The organism is Streptomyces physcomitrii, assembly GCF_012273655.1.
GTDB lineage: Bacteria > Actinomycetota > Actinomycetes > Streptomycetales > Streptomycetaceae > Streptomyces > Streptomyces physcomitrii.
In genome coordinates, this window is sequence record NZ_JAAWWP010000032.1 from 20,761 (window position 1) to 37,723 (window position 16,963).

Annotated in this window: 11 protein-coding genes; 5 read left to right on the forward strand and 6 right to left on the reverse strand. The window is 75.6% G+C overall.

The features are described from left to right. Positions 1–119: 119 nt before the first annotated feature. On the reverse strand, positions 120–1,469 hold the full coding sequence (locus HFV08_RS29690; protein WP_168543678.1) for an LCP family protein: 1,350 nt from the start codon (positions 1,467–1,469) through the stop codon (positions 120–122). Between the two features lie 284 nt (positions 1,470–1,753). Continuing rightward, positions 1,754–2,509: a TIGR03089 family protein gene (locus tag HFV08_RS29695; RefSeq protein ID WP_168543679.1), complete on the reverse strand. Its 756-nt coding sequence runs from the start codon at positions 2,507–2,509 to the stop codon at positions 1,754–1,756. A gap of 128 nt (positions 2,510–2,637) precedes the next feature. Here HFV08_RS29695 and HFV08_RS29700 point away from each other — a divergent pair, with 128 nt between their 5' ends. Both HFV08_RS29700 and manB read left to right on the forward strand, forming a co-directional pair. Beyond that, a complete protein-coding gene (locus HFV08_RS29700; RefSeq protein ID WP_168543680.1) occupies positions 2,638–4,062 on the forward strand; it encodes a peptidoglycan recognition protein family protein in 1,425 nt (474 codons plus the stop codon). Between the two features lie 247 nt (positions 4,063–4,309). Further along, positions 4,310–5,392: a mannose-1-phosphate guanylyltransferase gene (manB, locus tag HFV08_RS29705; protein WP_168543681.1), complete on the forward strand. Its 1,083-nt coding sequence runs from the start codon at positions 4,310–4,312 to the stop codon at positions 5,390–5,392. Positions 5,393–5,521: 129 nt separating this feature from the next. Here the strand turns inward: manB and HFV08_RS29710 are convergent, their stop codons facing one another. From HFV08_RS29710 to HFV08_RS29725, 4 genes are all read right to left on the reverse strand, one after another. Further along, positions 5,522–6,571 (reverse strand): DNA-3-methyladenine glycosylase family protein, encoded by a 1,050-nt coding sequence (locus HFV08_RS29710; protein WP_312885886.1) that lies wholly within the window; start codon positions 6,569–6,571, stop codon positions 5,522–5,524. 213 nt (positions 6,572–6,784) lie between these two features. After that, complete coding sequence (locus tag HFV08_RS29715; protein ID WP_168543682.1) at positions 6,785–8,308, reverse strand: coenzyme F420-0:L-glutamate ligase; 1,524 nt, start codon at positions 8,306–8,308, stop codon at positions 6,785–6,787. Continuing rightward, entirely contained in the window at positions 8,305–9,261 is a 957-nt protein-coding gene (gene cofD, locus HFV08_RS29720; protein WP_168543683.1) for a 2-phospho-L-lactate transferase, read from the reverse strand. Before cofD ends, HFV08_RS29715 begins: the two co-directional genes overlap by 4 nt. 58 nt (positions 9,262–9,319) lie before the next feature. After that, positions 9,320–9,847: a cysteine dioxygenase gene (locus HFV08_RS29725; protein WP_168543684.1), complete on the reverse strand. Its 528-nt coding sequence runs from the start codon at positions 9,845–9,847 to the stop codon at positions 9,320–9,322. A 697-nt stretch (positions 9,848–10,544) separates the two neighbouring features. On the opposite strand from HFV08_RS29725, the gene HFV08_RS29730 reads away from it, so the two are divergent. From HFV08_RS29730 to HFV08_RS29740, 3 genes are all read left to right on the forward strand, one after another. Continuing rightward, on the forward strand, positions 10,545–10,808 hold the full coding sequence (locus HFV08_RS29730) for a WhiB family transcriptional regulator (RefSeq protein ID WP_040249407.1): 264 nt from the start codon (positions 10,545–10,547) through the stop codon (positions 10,806–10,808). Positions 10,809–11,054: 246 nt separating this feature from the next. After that, positions 11,055–15,224 carry a glycosyltransferase gene (locus HFV08_RS29735; RefSeq protein ID WP_168543685.1) on the forward strand — a complete coding sequence of 1,390 codons (4,170 nt, stop codon included), beginning with the start codon at positions 11,055–11,057 and terminating at the stop codon, positions 15,222–15,224. Continuing rightward, on the forward strand, positions 15,221–16,831 hold the full coding sequence (locus HFV08_RS29740) for a DUF5719 family protein (RefSeq protein WP_312885887.1): 1,611 nt from the start codon (positions 15,221–15,223) through the stop codon (positions 16,829–16,831). Before HFV08_RS29735 ends, HFV08_RS29740 begins: the two co-directional genes overlap by 4 nt. The last annotated feature ends 132 nt before the right edge of the window (positions 16,832–16,963 follow it).

Below are 16,963 nucleotides of genomic sequence, written 5' to 3' on the forward strand. Positions count from 1 at the left end.
CATACAACCGGGCAATCTGCCCCAATTCACGAGTCGCCGCAGCGGCTTTGAGGTGGCCTTTACCGAGCGGAGTCGATACTTCCGGCAGCGGCGCCCTCGCCGCTGCCGCCGGGGGCCTCTCAGCAGGCGTCCTGCTCGGCCGTGTTGCCCCGGAATGTCGGTGCCGGGGAGGAGGGGCCGTCAGGTGTGTCCGACCGCTTCTCCGCGCGCCCGGAACCGCTCTCGGCCGCCTGCTCGCGCGGCTCCTCCTCGCGCGGCCGCTGCTCGCTCACCTCCAGCTCCCGGTCGTGGCGCAGCCGGGAGAACAGCCGCCCGGCCTGGGGCTCGACGAGCTGGTCGCGGTTGGCGTCGTAGACGTACGAGCGCCGCGGCACCGTCAGGAACCGCACCTTCTCGGACGGCACCTTCCGCATCCCGCGCACCAGCTGGTAGAGGTCGCGCAGGCTGGCGAGGCCCGGGTCGGTGGTGAGCGAGGAGGTCGCCGCGTCCAGGACCGGGTAGAGCTTGCCCGGGTTGAGCAGGACGTCGTTGCTCTGCACCTTGTGCACCAGGGCGCCGAGGAAGCGCTGCTGACGGTCCATGCGGTCGGTGTCGCTGCCGTTGCCGAGGCTCTTGCGGGCGCGGACGTAGCCGAGGGCCTGTTCGCCGTTGAGCTGGCGGCGCCCGGCGGCGAGCCGCAGATGGGCCTTCTCGTCGTCTATCGCCTTGGGCAGGCAGACCTCGACCCCGTCGACGGCGTCGACCACCTTCTTGAAGCCGCCGAAGTCGATCACCATGTGGTGGTCGATCCGGATGTTCGTCATCTTCTCGACGGTACGGATGGTGCAGGCCGAACCGCCCTTCTGGAAGGCGTAGTTGAACATCGCGAACATCGGCCGGCTCTGCTCGCCGTCCCGGCCGCGGCAGCCGGGGACCTGGGTCATCAGATCGCGGGGTATCGACATGGCGGTGGCGCTGCGCCGGTCCGCCGCGAGGTGCAGCAGGATCGTGGTGTCCGAGCGCTCGGTGCCGGTGTCCCGGCCGTAGCGGGCGTTGGCCCGGCCCGCCCGCGAGTCGGAGCCGATGAGCAGGATGTTCTGGGCGCCGCGCACCAGCGCGGTGGGGCGCTCCTTCTCGTAGCGGGCCAGCTCCCGGGCCGCGGCCTCGTCGGCGGTGATGTTGCCGTTCAGCTTCTCGTAGAGCGCCCAGCCCGCGCCGCCCGCGACCAGGACCAGGAAGGCGCCGCCGATCGCGGTCCGGCGGATCCACCGCCTGCGCCGCACCGCCCGCTGGCCGGTGGGCGTGGCCCCGGCGCCGTAGGGGGAGGGGGCCCTGCGCCCCGGCCGGGGGCCCGGCCGCCCGGCCCAGGAGTCCGCCGGGCCAAAGCCCTCGGGCCCGCGCTGCCGCGCCGGGTCCCCGCCGCCCGCCCCTTGCTGCTCGTGCCGCTCGCCGTCTCCGGTGTCACCCGGACCGCCGGTGGAGCCGTTCATCCGACGCCTCCCTCGGTAGGCCCGGTCCACGCCTCTCGGTACGGCCAGCCCTCTGGCCTCTGTACGACCATGGACCGCGCCCGGCGAGGGGGCGCGCGGTCAGGGGGAAAGCTCGGCCGGTCGGGTGAGCGGGGCAGGGGCGGGGGCGGGCGGCGGCGGCCCAAGGCGCGGCGGGGTGCGGCGGAGCGCGACGGGGCGGCGCGGGGCGTGGCGGCCCGGGGTCCGGCGGCACCCGGTGGAGTCCGGCGCCGCCGGTTCTGCGGACCTGAACCGGCGCCGCCGGTTCAGCGGGCCGTGGCGCTGACCCGCTCGGTGTCGATGCGCTCCCTGAGCACGTCCTCGGCGGCCTGTTCGGCGTGGCGGCACAGCACGACCGAGGCGCCGGAGGCCAGCGGCGCGTAGAGCCCGGCGCTCAGGCCCTCCCAGGTGTCGTAGCCGCGGGTGGAGAGCAGCCGGGCGCCGGGTCCGGTCAGGCCGAGGCCGAGCGCGTCGGCGCGGGCGCGGTCCACCACCTCGGAGGCGGCGAGCTGGGCGCCCGCCACGATCAGCGCCGGCTCCTCCGGGTCCACCGGCGCGAAGGGCGCGAAGCGGTCGCCCTGCCCCGGCACCTCCAGGGCGTAGTCCGCGAAACCCTCGGGCGGCTCGGGGAACCGCCCGCCGAGGGGCCGCAGCGCGAGGGCCACCCGCTCCCCGCGGCAGGCGCGCGCGGCCCCGAGCGTGTCCGGACCGCTGACCACGAGGTCGGCCTGCGCCGGGTCGCCGCCGACATCGGCGAGCACCCCGACCGAGGAGGCGGCGAGCAGCCACACCGCGCTCTGCCAGTGCGCCGGGAGCAGCAGCGCGAGCCGGTCGCCCGGTTCGGCGCCGAGGTCGCCCTGGAGCAGATTGGCCGTCTTCGCCACCCAATTGGCGAAGGTGGCGACGGAAAGTTCGACGCGTTCACCGGTGGCGTCGTCGTAGAAGGTCACCAGGGGGCGCGCGGGGTCCGCGGCGAGCGCGGATCGCAGCAGGTCGGCAGGGGTGCGGTCGGTGGCGGTCACGGGCGCAAGGGTACGCGGGCGGCGCCGGGGCCCGGGCGGCGGACCGGGGTGCGCCCGGGTGCCCGTACCCGACGAGGCGTCAATTCCGCAATAGACAGCTTTGTTGCTTCATGACCAGGATCGTCCCCATGCGTGGATTCCTTGCTTCCTCGATCGGTGTCTCCTGTGCGGCTGCCGCCCTGGCGGCCCCCCTCGTCCTGACCGCCTCCGCCTCCGCCTCCCCGGCCGTCCCCGCTCCGCCCGCCGCCGCGCCGAAGGCGGCGCCCGGCGCCACCCAGTCCCTGCCCCTGGTGCCGCTCGGCAGCGACCGCGGCCTGAGCCGGGTCCCCGGCGAACAGGGCCTGGCGAAGCGGGAGGTGAAGCCCTTCTCGCTGCTCGGCGTGGTCTGGGACGACCCCGACGCCGAACTCCCCGGCCTGGTCCAGGTCCGTACCCGCGACGCCGCCACCGGCCGCTGGTCCGCCTGGCAGGGCGTCGAGACCCACAACCACGAGCACGCCGCCGACCCGGGCAGCGCCGAACGCGGCACCGGACGGCGGCTGCGCGGCGGCACCGCCCCGCTGTGGGTGGGCGCCAGCGACGGCGTCGAGGTCCGGGTGCGGCCCGGCGGCGAGGCCCCCGCCGACGAGCCCTTCGCCGACGAGAACGGCCAGCCGGTGCTCCCCGGCGGACTCCACCTCGAACTCGTCGACCCGGGCGGCTCGCCGGGCGGCACCGGCGCCCGCGACGCCGCCGAGAAGGCCGCGAGCCGGGCCAACAGCCCGCTCGCCCCGCTCGGCGCCACCCGCCTGCCCGCCCGGAGCGCCGCCGAGGTCCGCGCCGAACAGGGCGCCAAGGCGCTCCCGTACGCCGCCGCGCAGCCGGAGATCGTCACCCGCCGCGGCTGGGGCGCCGACGAGAGCATCCGCGAGGCCGAGTTCCTCTACACGGACACCGTGAAGGCCGCCTTCGTGCACCACAGCGCCTCCGGCAACAACTACAGCTGTGCGGACGCGCCCGCCATGATCCGCAGCATCTACCGCTACCACGTCGAGAGCGAGGGCTGGCGGGACATCGGCTACAACTTCCTCGTCGACAAGTGCGGAAAGGTCTACGAGGGCCGCGCGGGCGGCGTCGCCAAGCCGGTGATGGGCGCGCACACCCTCGGCTTCAACGAGAACAGCACCGGGGTCGCCGTCCTCGGCACCTTCACCGACACCGAGCCGCCCGCCCCCGCGGTCGAGGCTCTGAAGAAGCTCACGGCCTGGAAGCTCGGCCTGACCGGCGCCGACCCGGCGGGCACCACCCACCTGGTCTCCGGCGGCGGCAACCGCTACCCCAAGGGCCAGAACGTGCCGATGAAGGTGATCTCCGGCCACCGCGACGGCTTCACCACCGAGTGCCCCGGCACCAAGCTCTACGACAAGCTCCCCGGGATCCGCACCGGCGCCGCCGCCCTGCAGCAGCGCGAGCCCGGCGAGGAGACCGAGCCGGGGACCGGGTCCGGTGCCGGGACCACCCCCGGGGAGCCGGCCGCCTCCGCCGAACCGGCCCCCGCGGGACCGGCCCGCTGAGGCCCGGCTCCCCCGCCGGGGAGTGTCCGCCACCGCCACCGGTCCGCCCGGCGGCCCCGCTCCGGAGGCCGCCGGGCGGAGCCGTGCCCGGGTCTGCCTAGACTGACCGGCCAGGCGGTGCCGGGCAGCTCCGGGCGGCCGCGGCGTACCGTGCCGCGCCGCCGTGCCCGTCCCGCCTGCGCGCGCGTGAGCGCCGGGCAGGCTCCACCGCACCACCGACCGACCGGGCAGGAAGCAGAGACAACAGGTGACAGAAGCGATCCTCCTGGTCGGGGGCAAGGGCACCCGCCTGCGTCCGCTCACCGTCCGCACCCCCAAGCCGATGGTCCCGGCGGCGGGCGTGCCCTTCCTCGCGCACCAGCTGGCCCGCGCCAAGGCGGCCGGCGTCGAGCACATCGTGCTCGCCACCTCCTACCTCGCCGAGGTCTTCGAGCCGTACTTCGGCGACGGCTCGGCCCTCGGCCTGCACCTGGAATACGTCACCGAGGCCGAACCCCTCGGCACCGGCGGCGCCCTGCGCAATGTCGCCTCCCGGCTGCGCTCGGCCCCCGGCGACCCGGTGCTGATCTTCAACGGGGACATCCTCACCGGACTGGACATCCGCGCCCTGGTCGGCGTCCACGAGTCCAGCGGCGCCGATGTCTCGCTGCATCTGACCCGGGTGCCCGACCCGCGCGCCTTCGGGCTCGTGCCCACCGACGCCACCGGCCGGGTCACCGCCTTCCTGGAGAAGCCGCAGACCCCCGAGGAGATCGTCACCGACCAGATCAACGCGGGCGCCTACGTCTTCCGGCGCTCGGTCCTCGACACCATCCCCGCGGGCCGCCCGGTCTCCGTCGAACGCGAGACCTTCCCCGGACTGCTCGCCGACGGTGCGCACCTCCAGGGCATGGTCGACTCCACCTACTGGCTCGACCTCGGCACCCCGGGCGCCTTCGTCCGCGGCTCCGCCGACCTCGTCCTCGGCCGGGTCGCCTCCCCGGCGCTGCCCGGCCGCCGCGGCGACCGGCTGGTCCTGCCCGGCGCCGAGATCGCCCCGGACGCCAAGCTGACCGACGGCACCGTCATCGGGGAGCGCGCGGTGGTGGGCCCCGGCGCCCGCGTCTCCGGAAGCGCCGTCCTGGACGGCGCGGTCGTCGGCCCGGGCGCCGTGGTCACCGACTCCCTGATAGGCGAGGGCGCCCACGTCGGCGCCCGTACCGTCCTCGCCGGTGCCGTGGTCGGCGACGGCGCCCGGGTCGGCGAGGACAACGAACTCCGCGCGGGCGCCCGCGTCTGGTGCGACGCGGTCCTCCCGGCCGGGACGGTGCGGTTCTCCTCGGACCAGTGAGGGGGCCGGGCCCCGTCGGATCCCCTCGGACCGCCGAGAGGGCCGCGGCTCCGGGGGGAGCGGGGCGCAGGCTCCGGGAGGAGCGCGGCGTACCGCCCGCTCCTCAGCCGCCGAACCGGCCGCGCCCGCTCACCACTTGCTGATGTCGGTACGCCGCATCTTCGGCGTCCGGCGGGCGGGCGCGTGCCCGGAGAGCAGGATCAGTCGCGCCGCCCGGTGCCGCTGGCCCGCGTAGGGCTCCAGGAGCCGCAGCATCTCGGCGTCGTCCGCGTGCCGGTTCCCGGCGAGCGCGTGGCCGATGATGCCGGGCAGGTGCAGATCGCCCACGGTGACCTCGTCCGGGGCGCCGTGGCTGCGCTGGACCACCTCGGCGGAGGTCCACGGGCCGATCCCGGGGACGAGTTCGAGGCGGGCCCGCGCCTGCTCCGGCGCCATGCCCGCGGCCTCTTCTAGGCGCCGGGCCACCCGCACCGCCCGCAGGATGCTGCTGGCACGCTTGTCGTCCACGCCCGCCCGGTGCCACTCCCAGGACGGGATCAGCGCCCAGCGCCGCGGCTCCGGCATCACATACAGATCCGGCATCCCCTCGGCGGGCCCCGGCGCGGGCTGCCCGTACCGCCGCACCAGCAACCGCCAGGCCCGGTAGGCCTCGTCGGTGGTGACCTTCTGCTCCAGCACGGACGGGATCAGCGACTCCAGGACCAGTCCGGTACGGGTGAGCCGCAGCCCCGGGCGGCGGTGCCTGCTGTGCGCGAGGAGGCGGTGCCGGGGCACGAAGGCCGCCGGGTCGTCCTCGGCGCCGAGCAGCCCGGGCAGCCGGTCGAGCAGCCAGTCGGCGCCCGGGCCCCAGGCCTCGGCCTCGGCCCGGCCCCCGGCGGCGGCCACCCGCAGGGTGCCGGGCCCCTCGGGGGTCAGACAGCTCCGCCACACCGTGCCGTCCCGCCCGGCCCGGAAGCTCGGGTCCACGGGGCCCCGGCGCAGCGGCCCGAGCACCAGGCCGAGGTCGAGCGGCCCGTGCTCCGCGGGCGGCAGCCAGCTGCGCCGCCGCACCGGCGCCGCCGGACGCGCCGCCCGCCCGGGCGCGGCCCCGGGAGCGGGAACCCGCCCGCCGCGCACCGTCGTCCGGGTGTCACGCTCGCCCTCCTGCCGGGGGCCGCGGGGCGCGAAACGTCCAGCCACGGGCTCGGTCCGCTCCTCGGGTCGGGCGCGCCTCGGGACGGGACGCTGGGGTCGGTGGTCGGTGGTCGGTCGGGCGGGGCGCCGGGGTGGTGCGGCGGTGGTGCGGTGGCGGTGGTGCCTGCCCCGGTGGCGGTACGTGCGGTGGTGCTCCGGCGCCCCGGTGGGGGAGCGTACGCGGCGGTGGTGACCCCCGACCCGGTGGGCGCCCCCGGGTCAGCGCACCTCGAGGAAGTCGGCGGCCTCCCGGGCGGGGCGGGGCGGCGGGTCGCTCGCGGGGTGGCCGACGGCGACGGCGCCCATCGGGTCCCAGTCGTCCGGGAGCCGGAGGACCTCGCGTACCACTTCGCGGCAGAACATCGTCGAGGAGACCCAGGCCGAGCCGAGCCGCTCACCGGCGAGGGCGATCAGGAAGTTCTGCACGCCCGCGCCCGCGGCGACCACGAACATCTCGCGCTCGGCGGCATCGCGCCGGGCGTCCCCGTAGTGGTGCGAGCCGTCCATGACCAGGCAGGGCACCACCAGATACGGGGCCCGGCGCAGCACCTCGCCGCGGCGCACCCGGCGGGCGACGGACTCCTCGCTCTTGCCGTCCCGGCGCAGATCGGCGATCCAGGCCTCCCGCATGGCGTCCAGGAGCCGGGTGCGCGAGGCCGCCGACTCCAGGAGGACGAAGCGCCAGGGGGTGGTGTGGTGCGGGGCGGGCGCGGTCACGGCGGCGGCCACCGCCCGGCGCACCGCCCCGGGGTCCACCTCCTCGGCGGTGAACTCCCGCACCGTGCGCCGCCCGGTCACCGCCTCCCGCACCGCCTCCGAGGTGCCGAGCCGGAACATGTCGTCCCGCGCGCTGCGCACCAGCGCCCGCGCGCCCGAGGGGCCGGGTGCCGCGGCTCCCGTACCGGCCGGGGCCGCCGCCCGCTCCGCGCCCGGTCCGGATGTGGCCGGCCCCGAAGCCGTCGTGCCCGATGCCGCTGTCCCCGGTGCCGCCGCCTCCGAGGTCTCCGTCCCCGGTGTCCCGGGTTCCGGTGCCCCGCTCCCCGGTCTCCCGGGTCTCTCCGTCTCCGGCGTCCCCGATCTCTCCGATCTCTCCGATTTCCCCGGCTCCTCCTCCGGCTCGACGAGATGGCCGAGTCCGCGGATGACGGCGACCGGCAGGCCCGCGGCCTTGCCCTTCACCAGGTCGGCCGCCGCGGCGAGTTCGTCGGCGGTGGCGACCACGGTGGCGGAGAGCGGATTGCCGTGGGCGTCCTCGCCGCCGCGCAGATCGTCCAGGACGCGCACCCCGGCGGCGCCGATCGCCACATCGGTGAGGCCGTTGCGCCAGGGGCGGCCGAAGGTGTCGGTGAGCAGCACGCCGACCTCGACGCCGAGGGTGTCGCGCAGCCCCGTACGGATCGCGCGGGCCGAGGCGTCCGGGTCCTCGGGCAGCAACAGGACGGTGCCCTCGGGGGTGTTGGAGGCGTCGACCCCGGCGGCGGCCATCACCAGGCCCTGCCGGTTCTCCACGATGCGCAGCGCGCCGCGGCGGGCGACCACCCGTACCGTCTCGGCGTCGATGGCCGACTCGCGGTCGGCGGCGGCCAGGATCCGGCCCTCGGCCTTGGAGACGATCTTCGAGGTGACCAGCACGAGGTCGCCGTCGACCAGGCCGGGTCCGGTCGCGGCGATCAGCTTCGCCAGGTCGTCGCCGGGCCGGACCTCGGGCAGCCCGGGCAGCGCCCAGACCCGGTAGGAGTTCACGCGCTGACCTCCTCGGCCAGTCTCAGCGCCTCGGCGGCCATCCGGGCGGCGGCGTCCACGTCGGTCATCATCAGCGGGACGGCCCGGCAGCGGATCCCGGCCGACTCGACCCGCTCCACCACGCCCGCGTCGGCGGTGTCCACCAGCCAGCCGTCGACCAGGCCCGAGCCGTAGTGCTCGGCGACCGCCGCGGCGTCGGCCTCGACGCCGATCGCCGCGAGCACCTTGTCGGCCATGCCGCGCACGGGGGCGCCGCCGACGATCGGCGAGAGGCCCACGACCGGTACGGCCGCCTCCGCGATCGCCTCGCGGATCCCCGGCACGGCGAGGATGGTGCCGATGCTGACCACCGGGTTGGACGGCGGGAAGAGCACGATGTCCGCCTCGGCGATCGCCTCCAGGACCCCGGGCGCGGGCTCGGCCTGCTCGGCGCCGACCGGCACCACCGCGAGCGCGGGCACCGAGGCCCGCATCCGCACCCAGTACTCCTGGAAGTGCACCGCCCGCTGCTCGCCGTCGACCTCGACGGCGACATGGGTCTCGATCCGGTCGTCGCTCATCGGCAGCAGCCGCACCCCGGGCTGCCAGCGGTCGCAGAGCGCCTCGGTGACCGCGCTGAGCGGGAAGCCCGCGCCGAGCATCTGCGTCCGCACGATGTGGGTGGCGAAGTCGCGGTCGCCGAGCCCGAACCACTCGGGGCCCACTCCGTAGGCCGCGAGCTCCTCCTTGAGGTGGAAGGTCTCGTCCCGGCGTCCCCAGCCCTGCTTCTCGTCGATGCCGCCGCCCAGCGTGTACATCACCGTGTCGAGGTCGGGACAGACCTTCAGGCCGAAGAGATGGATGTCGTCGCCGGTGTTGCCGATGACGGTGATCTCGGCGTCCGGGGCCGCCTGCTTCAATCCACGCAGGAAACGGGCACCGCCGATGCCGCCTGCCAGAACCACAATGCGCATGCCCGCAGTCTGTCAGGCCCCACCGACAGCCCCGGCGCCAACGGGTCGCCGGACGGCCTCAGGCGGGGCCCGCCAGCTGCGCGCACCGGGCCGCCCGGGCGGCCGGTTCCCGCGCCCCGCCGTCCCCGGAGTGCATCGGCATCTCGGTCAGGCCCGGGAAGTACACGTGCAGGCTGACCGCCCCTTCGAGGGAGTCGTTGACCACCTCGTGGACGTAGCCTGGCGCGAACACCCGCTGCGCCCCGGTGCCGAGACGGTGGTCGCCGCGCGGGGTGTGCTCGGTCAACTCCCCTTCCAGGACGGTCAGTACGCCGCTGGAGGGGCCGTGGTCGTGGAGCCGGCTGCGCTGCCCGGGCACCCAGGAGAGCAGCCAGACCTCGTAGCCGGGGCCGGTGCGCAGCCGGTGGTACCAGCGGGTGGTGGCGTCGTAGCGCACCAGCGGGGCCCACTGGGCGCGGTCGGCGGCGATCTCCCGGGCCAGTCCGACGAACTCGCCCACGGTGGTGGGGTGTTCGCGCTGGGGCTGCAGGAGGTGCAGGACCTCGAGGAGGTCGCCGGCGATCTGGAGGTCGCTGTCGCTGTTCATCGGTGGGAGGTGTCCTCGGCGGATGCTGGAGTGTCACGGGCGGCGCCCTGGGACGGAGCGCGGGGTCCGCCCGGTGGGGAGGGCGGGGAGAAAGCCGGAGCGGTAAGGCTCAACAGCTGGGACAGCAACAGCTACAGCGCGTACGGGCAGCACCCGGGGACCCGGCGGTGCGGGTCAGGAGGGTGGCCGAAGTCGCGAGCATGCCCACAAGGACACCCGCTCACGCTCGCGCTGTCAACTTGCTCACCGGTTCGTGGGAGATGTTTCACCCCATCCGGTATCGGTCGGAGGCGAAAGGTTTGTGCGGCCCCGGGCCAGGAGAGACGGCGCTGTACCGGGCATGCCCGGCGCCCCGCCGGCACCCGTCCCCCGGGCCGGGCGGCCGCGGGGCCCGGCATGCGGAACGTGCGTGGTCCCCGAAGCGTTTCTCCCGATGTGCGCCTGCGCCGAATGTGTGGCGCGGATCCGGGCACCGGGCGTCGGGGGCCGGAAAAATCCGCCACAGGAACGTGTCATGGTTTAGGCCGATATGAACACTTACTGTGCCAGCTTGGTTCCGCAGAGTGAATAACGGGCTCAATAGCAGATCCCGGCTTGACTCGCTCGGAGTCACACACTTGTAATTTCACACGTGTCGTTCGGCGAAAACAGGCCAACGGCAGCATCGCGGGGACTCAGAGTCGGACGAGGGGCGTACATGACCGAGCTGTTTGAGGAACTGCTGGTCGACGAGGCCGAGGAGGAACTCGGCTGGCAGGAACGCGCGCTCTGCGCGCAGACCGACCCCGAGTCCTTCTTCCCGGAGAAGGGCGGCTCCACCCGCGAGGCCAAGAAGGTGTGCCTCGCCTGCGAGGTGCGCTCCGAGTGCCTCGAATACGCCCTCGCCAACGACGAGCGCTTCGGCATCTGGGGCGGACTCTCCGAGCGCGAGCGCCGCCGCCTGAAGAAGGCCGCCGTCTGATCCCCGCCCCGCGCACCCGGACGGCTCCCACGCCCCGGTGCCGCGCGCTCCGCTTCGGCTGAGCCCCGCCCGGGCGGGGTGCCGCCACCCGCCCCGTCGCCATGTACGGCCCGTCGCCTCAGAGTTGTCCACAGGCGGCGGGCCGCGGTGTTGCGCAGCCGTTAGTGTGGGCCCTCGTCCGAGACGCACAGGCCCCCACGGGCAGGTGCGTCCACCGCAGTCCAGCGAACCGGGGCCCGTACCTCGATGTCCGTGCACAGCCATTCGGCAGGCCACCACGATCCGGCCACCGCCGCGGGGCCCGACCCCGCCCGCGGGCCGCTCTCCGACACCACCGGCGCGCCCGAGTTCCCGGCGGCCGTGGTCACCGCTGTCCTCGTCTCGCACGACGGTGCCCGCTGGCTGCCCAAGGCGCTCGCCGGACTCCTCGGCCAGCAGCGCCCGGTGCAGAACGCCATCGCCTCCGACACCGGCAGCGCCGACGACTCCGCGCGCCTGCTCGCCGAGGCCCTCGGCGACGCCCGCGTCCTGCACCTCGCCCGGCGCACCGGCTTCGGCGCCGCCGTCGACGAGGCGGCCCGCACCGCCGGGGTCCTCACCCCCGACGACCTGCCCTATCTGAAGCGGCCCAGCGGCTGGGACCCGGTCACCCGGACCTGGCGCGACGAGGCCTACGAGATGCCCGAACTCCCGTACGGCGAGCCGGAGCAGTGGCTCTGGCTGCTGCACGACGACTGCGCCCCCGAGCCCGACGCCCTCGCCCAGCTCCTGCGCGTCGTGGAGAACGAGCGCGAACTCGGCCGAGAGACCGCCATCGTCGGCCCCAAGCTGCTCGGCTGGTACGACCGCAGGCAGCTCCTGGAGGTCGGCGCCTCCATCGCGCACAGCGGCCGCCGCTGGACCGGCCTCGACCGCCGGGAACAGGACCAGGGCCAGCACGACCACGTACGCCCCGTGCTCTCCGTCTCCACCGCGGGCATGCTCATCCGGCGCGACGTCTACGAGCAGCTCGGCGGCTTCGACCGCCGGCTGCCCCTGATGCGCGACGACGTCGACCTGTGCTGGCGCGCCCACCAGGCGGGCCACCGCGTCCTCGTCGCCCCCGACGCCGTCGTCCGGCACGCCGAGGCCGCCTCCCGCGAGCGCCGCACCGTCGACTGCGTCGGCCGCACCGCCGCCGCCGACCGCACGGGCACCGGACGCTTCGCCCGCCAGGGCACCGGACCGCACCGCGTCGACAAGGCGGGCGCCGCCTACACCCTGCTCGTCAACTCCCGCGGTGCCGTGCTGCCCTGGGTGCTGCTCCGCCTGGTCGTCGGCACCGTGGTGCGCACCCTCGCCTACCTGGTCGGCAAGGTCCCGGGACAGGCCCTCGACGAGATCGCCGGGCTCTGCACCACCCTGCTGCGGCCCGAGCGGATCCTCGCCGGGCGCCGCCGCCGCAAGGGCTCCGTCCTCGACAAGGGCGAACTGCGCGCCCTGTTCCCGCCGCCCGGCGCCACCGTGCGGCACACCGTCGAACAGGTCGCGGGCAATCTCATCGGCCGCTCCGAGCCCGAGGTCCTCACCGCCGGACGGCACGGCGGCGCGGTCGAGTCCGGACCCGGCGGGGACGACGCCGACTTCCTGGAGATCGAGCAGTTCGCCCGGCTCAAGCGGGTCGCCCGCAGGCCGGGACCGGTGCTCTTCTTCGTCCTGCTCTTCGTCTCCCTCATCGCCTGCCGCTCGCTGCTCGGCAGCGGCGCGCTCGCGGGCGGCGCCCTGCTGCCCGCACCCCCCGACGCCTGGGACCTCTGGTCGCGCTACACCGACGGCTGGCATCCGGTCGGCACCGGCGGCACCCAGTCGGCGCCGCCCTACCTCGCCCTCGTCGCCCTGCTCGCCACGGTCTTCTTCGGCTCCACCGGCCTCGCCGTCACCGTGCTGCTCGTCTGCTCGGTGCCGCTCGCCGGATTCGCCGCGTACTTCGCCTCCCGCCCGCTCGTCGGCTCCCGGCTGCTGCGCGCCTGGGCCTCGGTCGCCTACGCCTTCCTGCCCGCCGCCACCGGCGCGCTCGCGGGCGGCCGCATCGGCACCGCGGTCCTCGCCATCCTGCTCCCGCTGATCGCCCGGGCCGGCATCGCCGCCGCGGGCCTGGCCACCGGCGACCGCGGCAGCTGGCGCGCCACCTGGGCGTACGCCCTGCTGCTCACCGTGGCCACCGCCTTCACCCCGATCGTCTGGCCGCTGGCCCTGGTCCTCGGCGTCGGCCTGCTCGTCCTGCGCCGCGGTGAACTGCGCGCCCACGGACTCCGGTTGCTCGCCGCCCTCGGCGCCCCGCTGGTCGTGCTCGCCCCCTGGTCGCTCTCCCTGCTGCCGTTCGGCTTCTTCCGCGAGGCCGGACTCGACTACGGCGAGGGCGCGGCCTCCGTGCTCGACCTGCTCGGCACCTCCCCGGGCGGCCCCGGCACCGTCGGCGGGCTCGTCCTGACCGGCATCGTGCTCGCCGCGCTCGCCGCACTCCTGCGCCGCGAGCGGCAGTTCGCGATCCGCGTCGCCTGGACCGTCGCCCTCACCGGCTTCCTCTTCGCCGCCCTGTCCAACTCCTCCGCCTGGGCGGGCCCGGCCACCTTGGTCTACGGAATCGCCCTGCTCGGCGCCGCCGCCCTGGGCGCCGAGGAGGCCCGCGGCCGGGTCGCGCAGCAGAGCTTCGGCTGGCGGCAGCCGCTGGCCGCGCTCATCGCCCTCGCCGCCTTCCTCGGGCCGCTGTCGGCCGCCCTCGGCTGGATGGCCGACGGCGCCGACGGCCCGCTGGAGCGCCGCGACCCCGTCCAGGTCCCGGCCTTCGTCGCCGAGGAGAGCCGCACCCGCGACCAGCCCCGCACCCTGATCCTCGGCAGCGACTCCGCCGCCGAGGTCTCCTACACCCTCATCCGCGGCTCCGGCGCCCGCATGGCCGACGCCGAACTCACCGAGGCCGCCGACCGCAACACCCGCCTCGACAAGGTCGTCGCCAACCTCGTCGCGGGCTCCGGCGCCAACCAGGCCGACCAGCTCGGCGGCTTCGCCGTGCGCTACGTCCTGGTCCGCGACGGCGCCCCGCGCGCGATGAGCCGCGTCCTGGACGCCACCCCCGGCCTCACCCGGCTCAGCCAGCAGGACGGCAGCGCCCTGTGGCGGGTGGACCGGCAGGTCGCCCGTGCCGTGGTGGTGCCGAAGTCCGGCGAGCCGCTGCCGGTCGCCGCCGGACCCGTCGAGCTGCACACCGAGCTGCCCGCGGGCGGCGAGGGCCGGGTGCTGCGCCTCGCCGACACCGCCGACGAGGGCTGGACCGCCACCCTCGACGGCCGCCCGCTCACCAAGGTGACCCTCGACGGCTGGGCCCAGGGCTTCGAACTCCCCTCCGGCGGCGGCCGGCTCGACCTCGGGTACGAGGACCCGGTCGGGCACACCGCCTGGCTCTTCGCCCAGGGCTTCCTCGCCCTCGTCCTGGTCGTGATGGCCCTGCCGGGCCGCCGCCGCCATGTCGACGACGACCTCCCCGAGGAGCCGCCGGTCCCCGCCCAGGCCGTCGCGGGCGAGGGCCGCAGGGCCCGCCGCCTCCGCGCCCAGGCGGCCGCCGAGGGCCAGACGGCCCCGCAGGACCAGGGCGCCTCCGCCCCGCCGTCCGCCGGACCCGCCTCGCCGCCCGCCGGGTCCGACCCGGCCGAGCCCGGCCGAGTCCCCGGCGCGGAGCAGGAGTCCACCCCGCCCGGCACACCGCCGCCGCCCGCCGCACCCCCGGCCTCACCGGGGACCCCGCCGCCCGGCACCGAGCACCAGGGCACGGCCACGCCCCCGGCCGCCGAGCCCTACCTCCCGCAGCAGCAGGGGTACGAGCAGTGGGCGCAGCCCCCCGCCGAACCGGGCCCGTCGCCCCAGGACCCGGCGGACCAGGGCGCCTACGCCGACTACGCCGCGTACGGCCGGGCCTCGTACCCCGAGGAGAGCCCGTACCCGCAGTACCAGGGCGGCGCCTACGAGCAGACGTACCAGGACCCGGGCCGGCAGACGTACCGGGAGCAGCAGACGTACGAGAACCCGGGCGCGTATCAGGACGGCCAGGGCTACGAGGGCGGGCGGTCCTACGGGAGCGGCCAGGCGTACGAGGGCGCGCAGACGTACGGCGGCCAGGGCGGCCCGGACCCTCAGCAGGGCCCGGGCTACCAGGAAGGCCCGTACGGGAGCGGGCAGTACCAGGAGCAGGGCGGGCAGTACGACCCCTACGCCGGGTACGGCACGGGCTACGAGGGCGGATACGGCTCCGGCTATCCGGCGCCCGGTGAGCAGGGCGCCGCCGAGGGGCCCGAGCAGGGCGGTCACCCGGGTCCCGGCCCGCGGACCGGCCGCCGTGCGCACGACCACGACAGCGAGCGTCCCGACGGGAGCCAGCAGTGAACCGCAAGACCCTGCCCCTGCCCGTACCCGTCCCGCTGCTCGCGGCCACCGGCGCCCTGCTCCTGCTGACCGGGGTCGCCGCCCTCGCCGCGCCCGAGGACTCCGGCGCGCAGGCGAAGTCCGCGGCCCGGCTGCCCGTCGAGCGCAGCAGCCTGCTCTGCCCGGCGCCCAGCGACTCCGATCTCGCCGAGACCTCGTACACCTCCTTCACCCCCGTGGTGAAGGGCGCCGGCGGCGAAGGCGAGGCAAGCCTGCTGCCCGCCACCACGGACGGCGCCGAGAGCGGGACGGACAAGAAGAAGGACGGGAAGGGCAAGAAGGACGGCAAGGGCGACAAGAGCGAAAAGGGCGATAAGGGCGCGGGGGACGAGGACGGGAAGGGCGCCGGCCAGGAGGCCGGTGCCGAGCCGGTGTTCGGGGCCGAGGAGCCGGGGAAGCCGGTCGGTCACTCGGCCTCCGGCGGTGCGGAACCCGCGCTGATCGGCACCGCCGAGGGGCGGCTCGCCCCGGGCTGGACCGTGCAGCAGTCCACCAAGACGCCGGTGGGCACCGGCCGGGGGCTGTCCGGCCTCGCCTGCTCCGCCCCCGACACCGACTTCTGGTTCCCCGGCGCCGGCACCGCCGGTTCCCGCAGCGACTACGTCCACCTCACCAACCCGGACGACTCCGCCGCCGTGGTCGACGTCGAGCTGTACGGACCCGGCGGCGCCCTCAAGTCCGAGGTGGGCGAGGACATCCAGGTCCGCCCGCACTCCAGCGTGTCCGTGCTCCTCTCCACGCTCACCGAGAAGGCCGAGGCCGATGTCACCGCGCATGTCGCGGTCCGCAGCGGCCGGGTCTCCGCCGCCGTGCACAGCGCCGACGAGAAGACCGGCGGCGACTGGCTGGCCCCGGCCGGGGACCCGGCGGGCAGCCTCGTCCTGCCGGGCATCCCCAAGGACGCCACCTCGGTCCGCCTGATCGTCTTCGCGCCCGGCGAGAACGACGCCGACCTCCGGCTGAAACTCGCCACCCCCAGCGGTCCGATCACCCCCGCGGGACACGAGTCCCTGCATGTGAAGGCCGGCATGACCGCCACCGCCGATCTGCGCGACGTGACCCGCGGCCAGCCCGGATCACTGCTGCTCAGCCCCGGCGACAAGGCCGTACCGGTGGTCGCCGCCCTGCACGTGGTGCGCGGCAAGGGCGAGAAGCGTGAGTCCGCCTTCCTGCCCGCGACCCCCTCGGTCGGCGCCCGGGCGAGCGTGGCCGAGAACCACGCCAAGGGCAGCGTGCTGAGCCTCACCGCCCCCGGCGCCGCGGGCAAGGTCAAGGTCACCGCCTCGGCGGGCACCCGGGGCGGCACCCCCGTCAGCAAGACCTACCGCGTCAAGAGCGGGAGCACCCTCGCGGTGGCCCCGCCCGTACCGGAGGGCCTGAAGGGGACGTACGCCCTGACCGTGGAGCACCTCTCCGGCGGTCCCGTCCACGCCTCCCGGCTCCTGGAGGCCCCCGAGGACGGCATCCCGATGTTCACCATCCAGACCCTCTCGGACGACGGCGGCACCGTCGCGGTGCCCGAGGCGGAGCAGGACCTGTCGGTGGTGCAGGACGCCGAACAGGACTGAGGTCCGAACGCGATCCACGGGGCTGAGGCCCGAACGGGATCAACAGGGCTGAGAACCGAACGTAGTTGAGGCCCGGGACGGATCTTCTCGGGCGCCGGAGCGGCAACCGGAGCACCGAACCCGGAGCACCGG

Coding starts and splice junctions, on each gene's coding strand:
- HFV08_RS29690 (WP_168543678.1), bottom strand. CDS start 1,469: ATGAACGGCTCCACCGGCGGTCCGGGTGACACCGGAGACGGCGAGCGG.
- HFV08_RS29700 (WP_168543680.1), top strand. CDS start 2,638: ATGCGTGGATTCCTTGCTTCCTCGATCGGTGTCTCCTGTGCGGCTGCC.
- cofD (WP_168543683.1), bottom strand. CDS start 9,261: ATGCGCATTGTGGTTCTGGCAGGCGGCATCGGCGGTGCCCGTTTCCTG.
- HFV08_RS29725 (WP_168543684.1), bottom strand. CDS start 9,847: ATGAACAGCGACAGCGACCTCCAGATCGCCGGCGACCTCCTCGAGGTC.
- HFV08_RS29730 (WP_040249407.1), top strand. CDS start 10,545: ATGACCGAGCTGTTTGAGGAACTGCTGGTCGACGAGGCCGAGGAGGAA.
- HFV08_RS29735 (WP_168543685.1), top strand. CDS start 11,055: ATGTCCGTGCACAGCCATTCGGCAGGCCACCACGATCCGGCCACCGCC.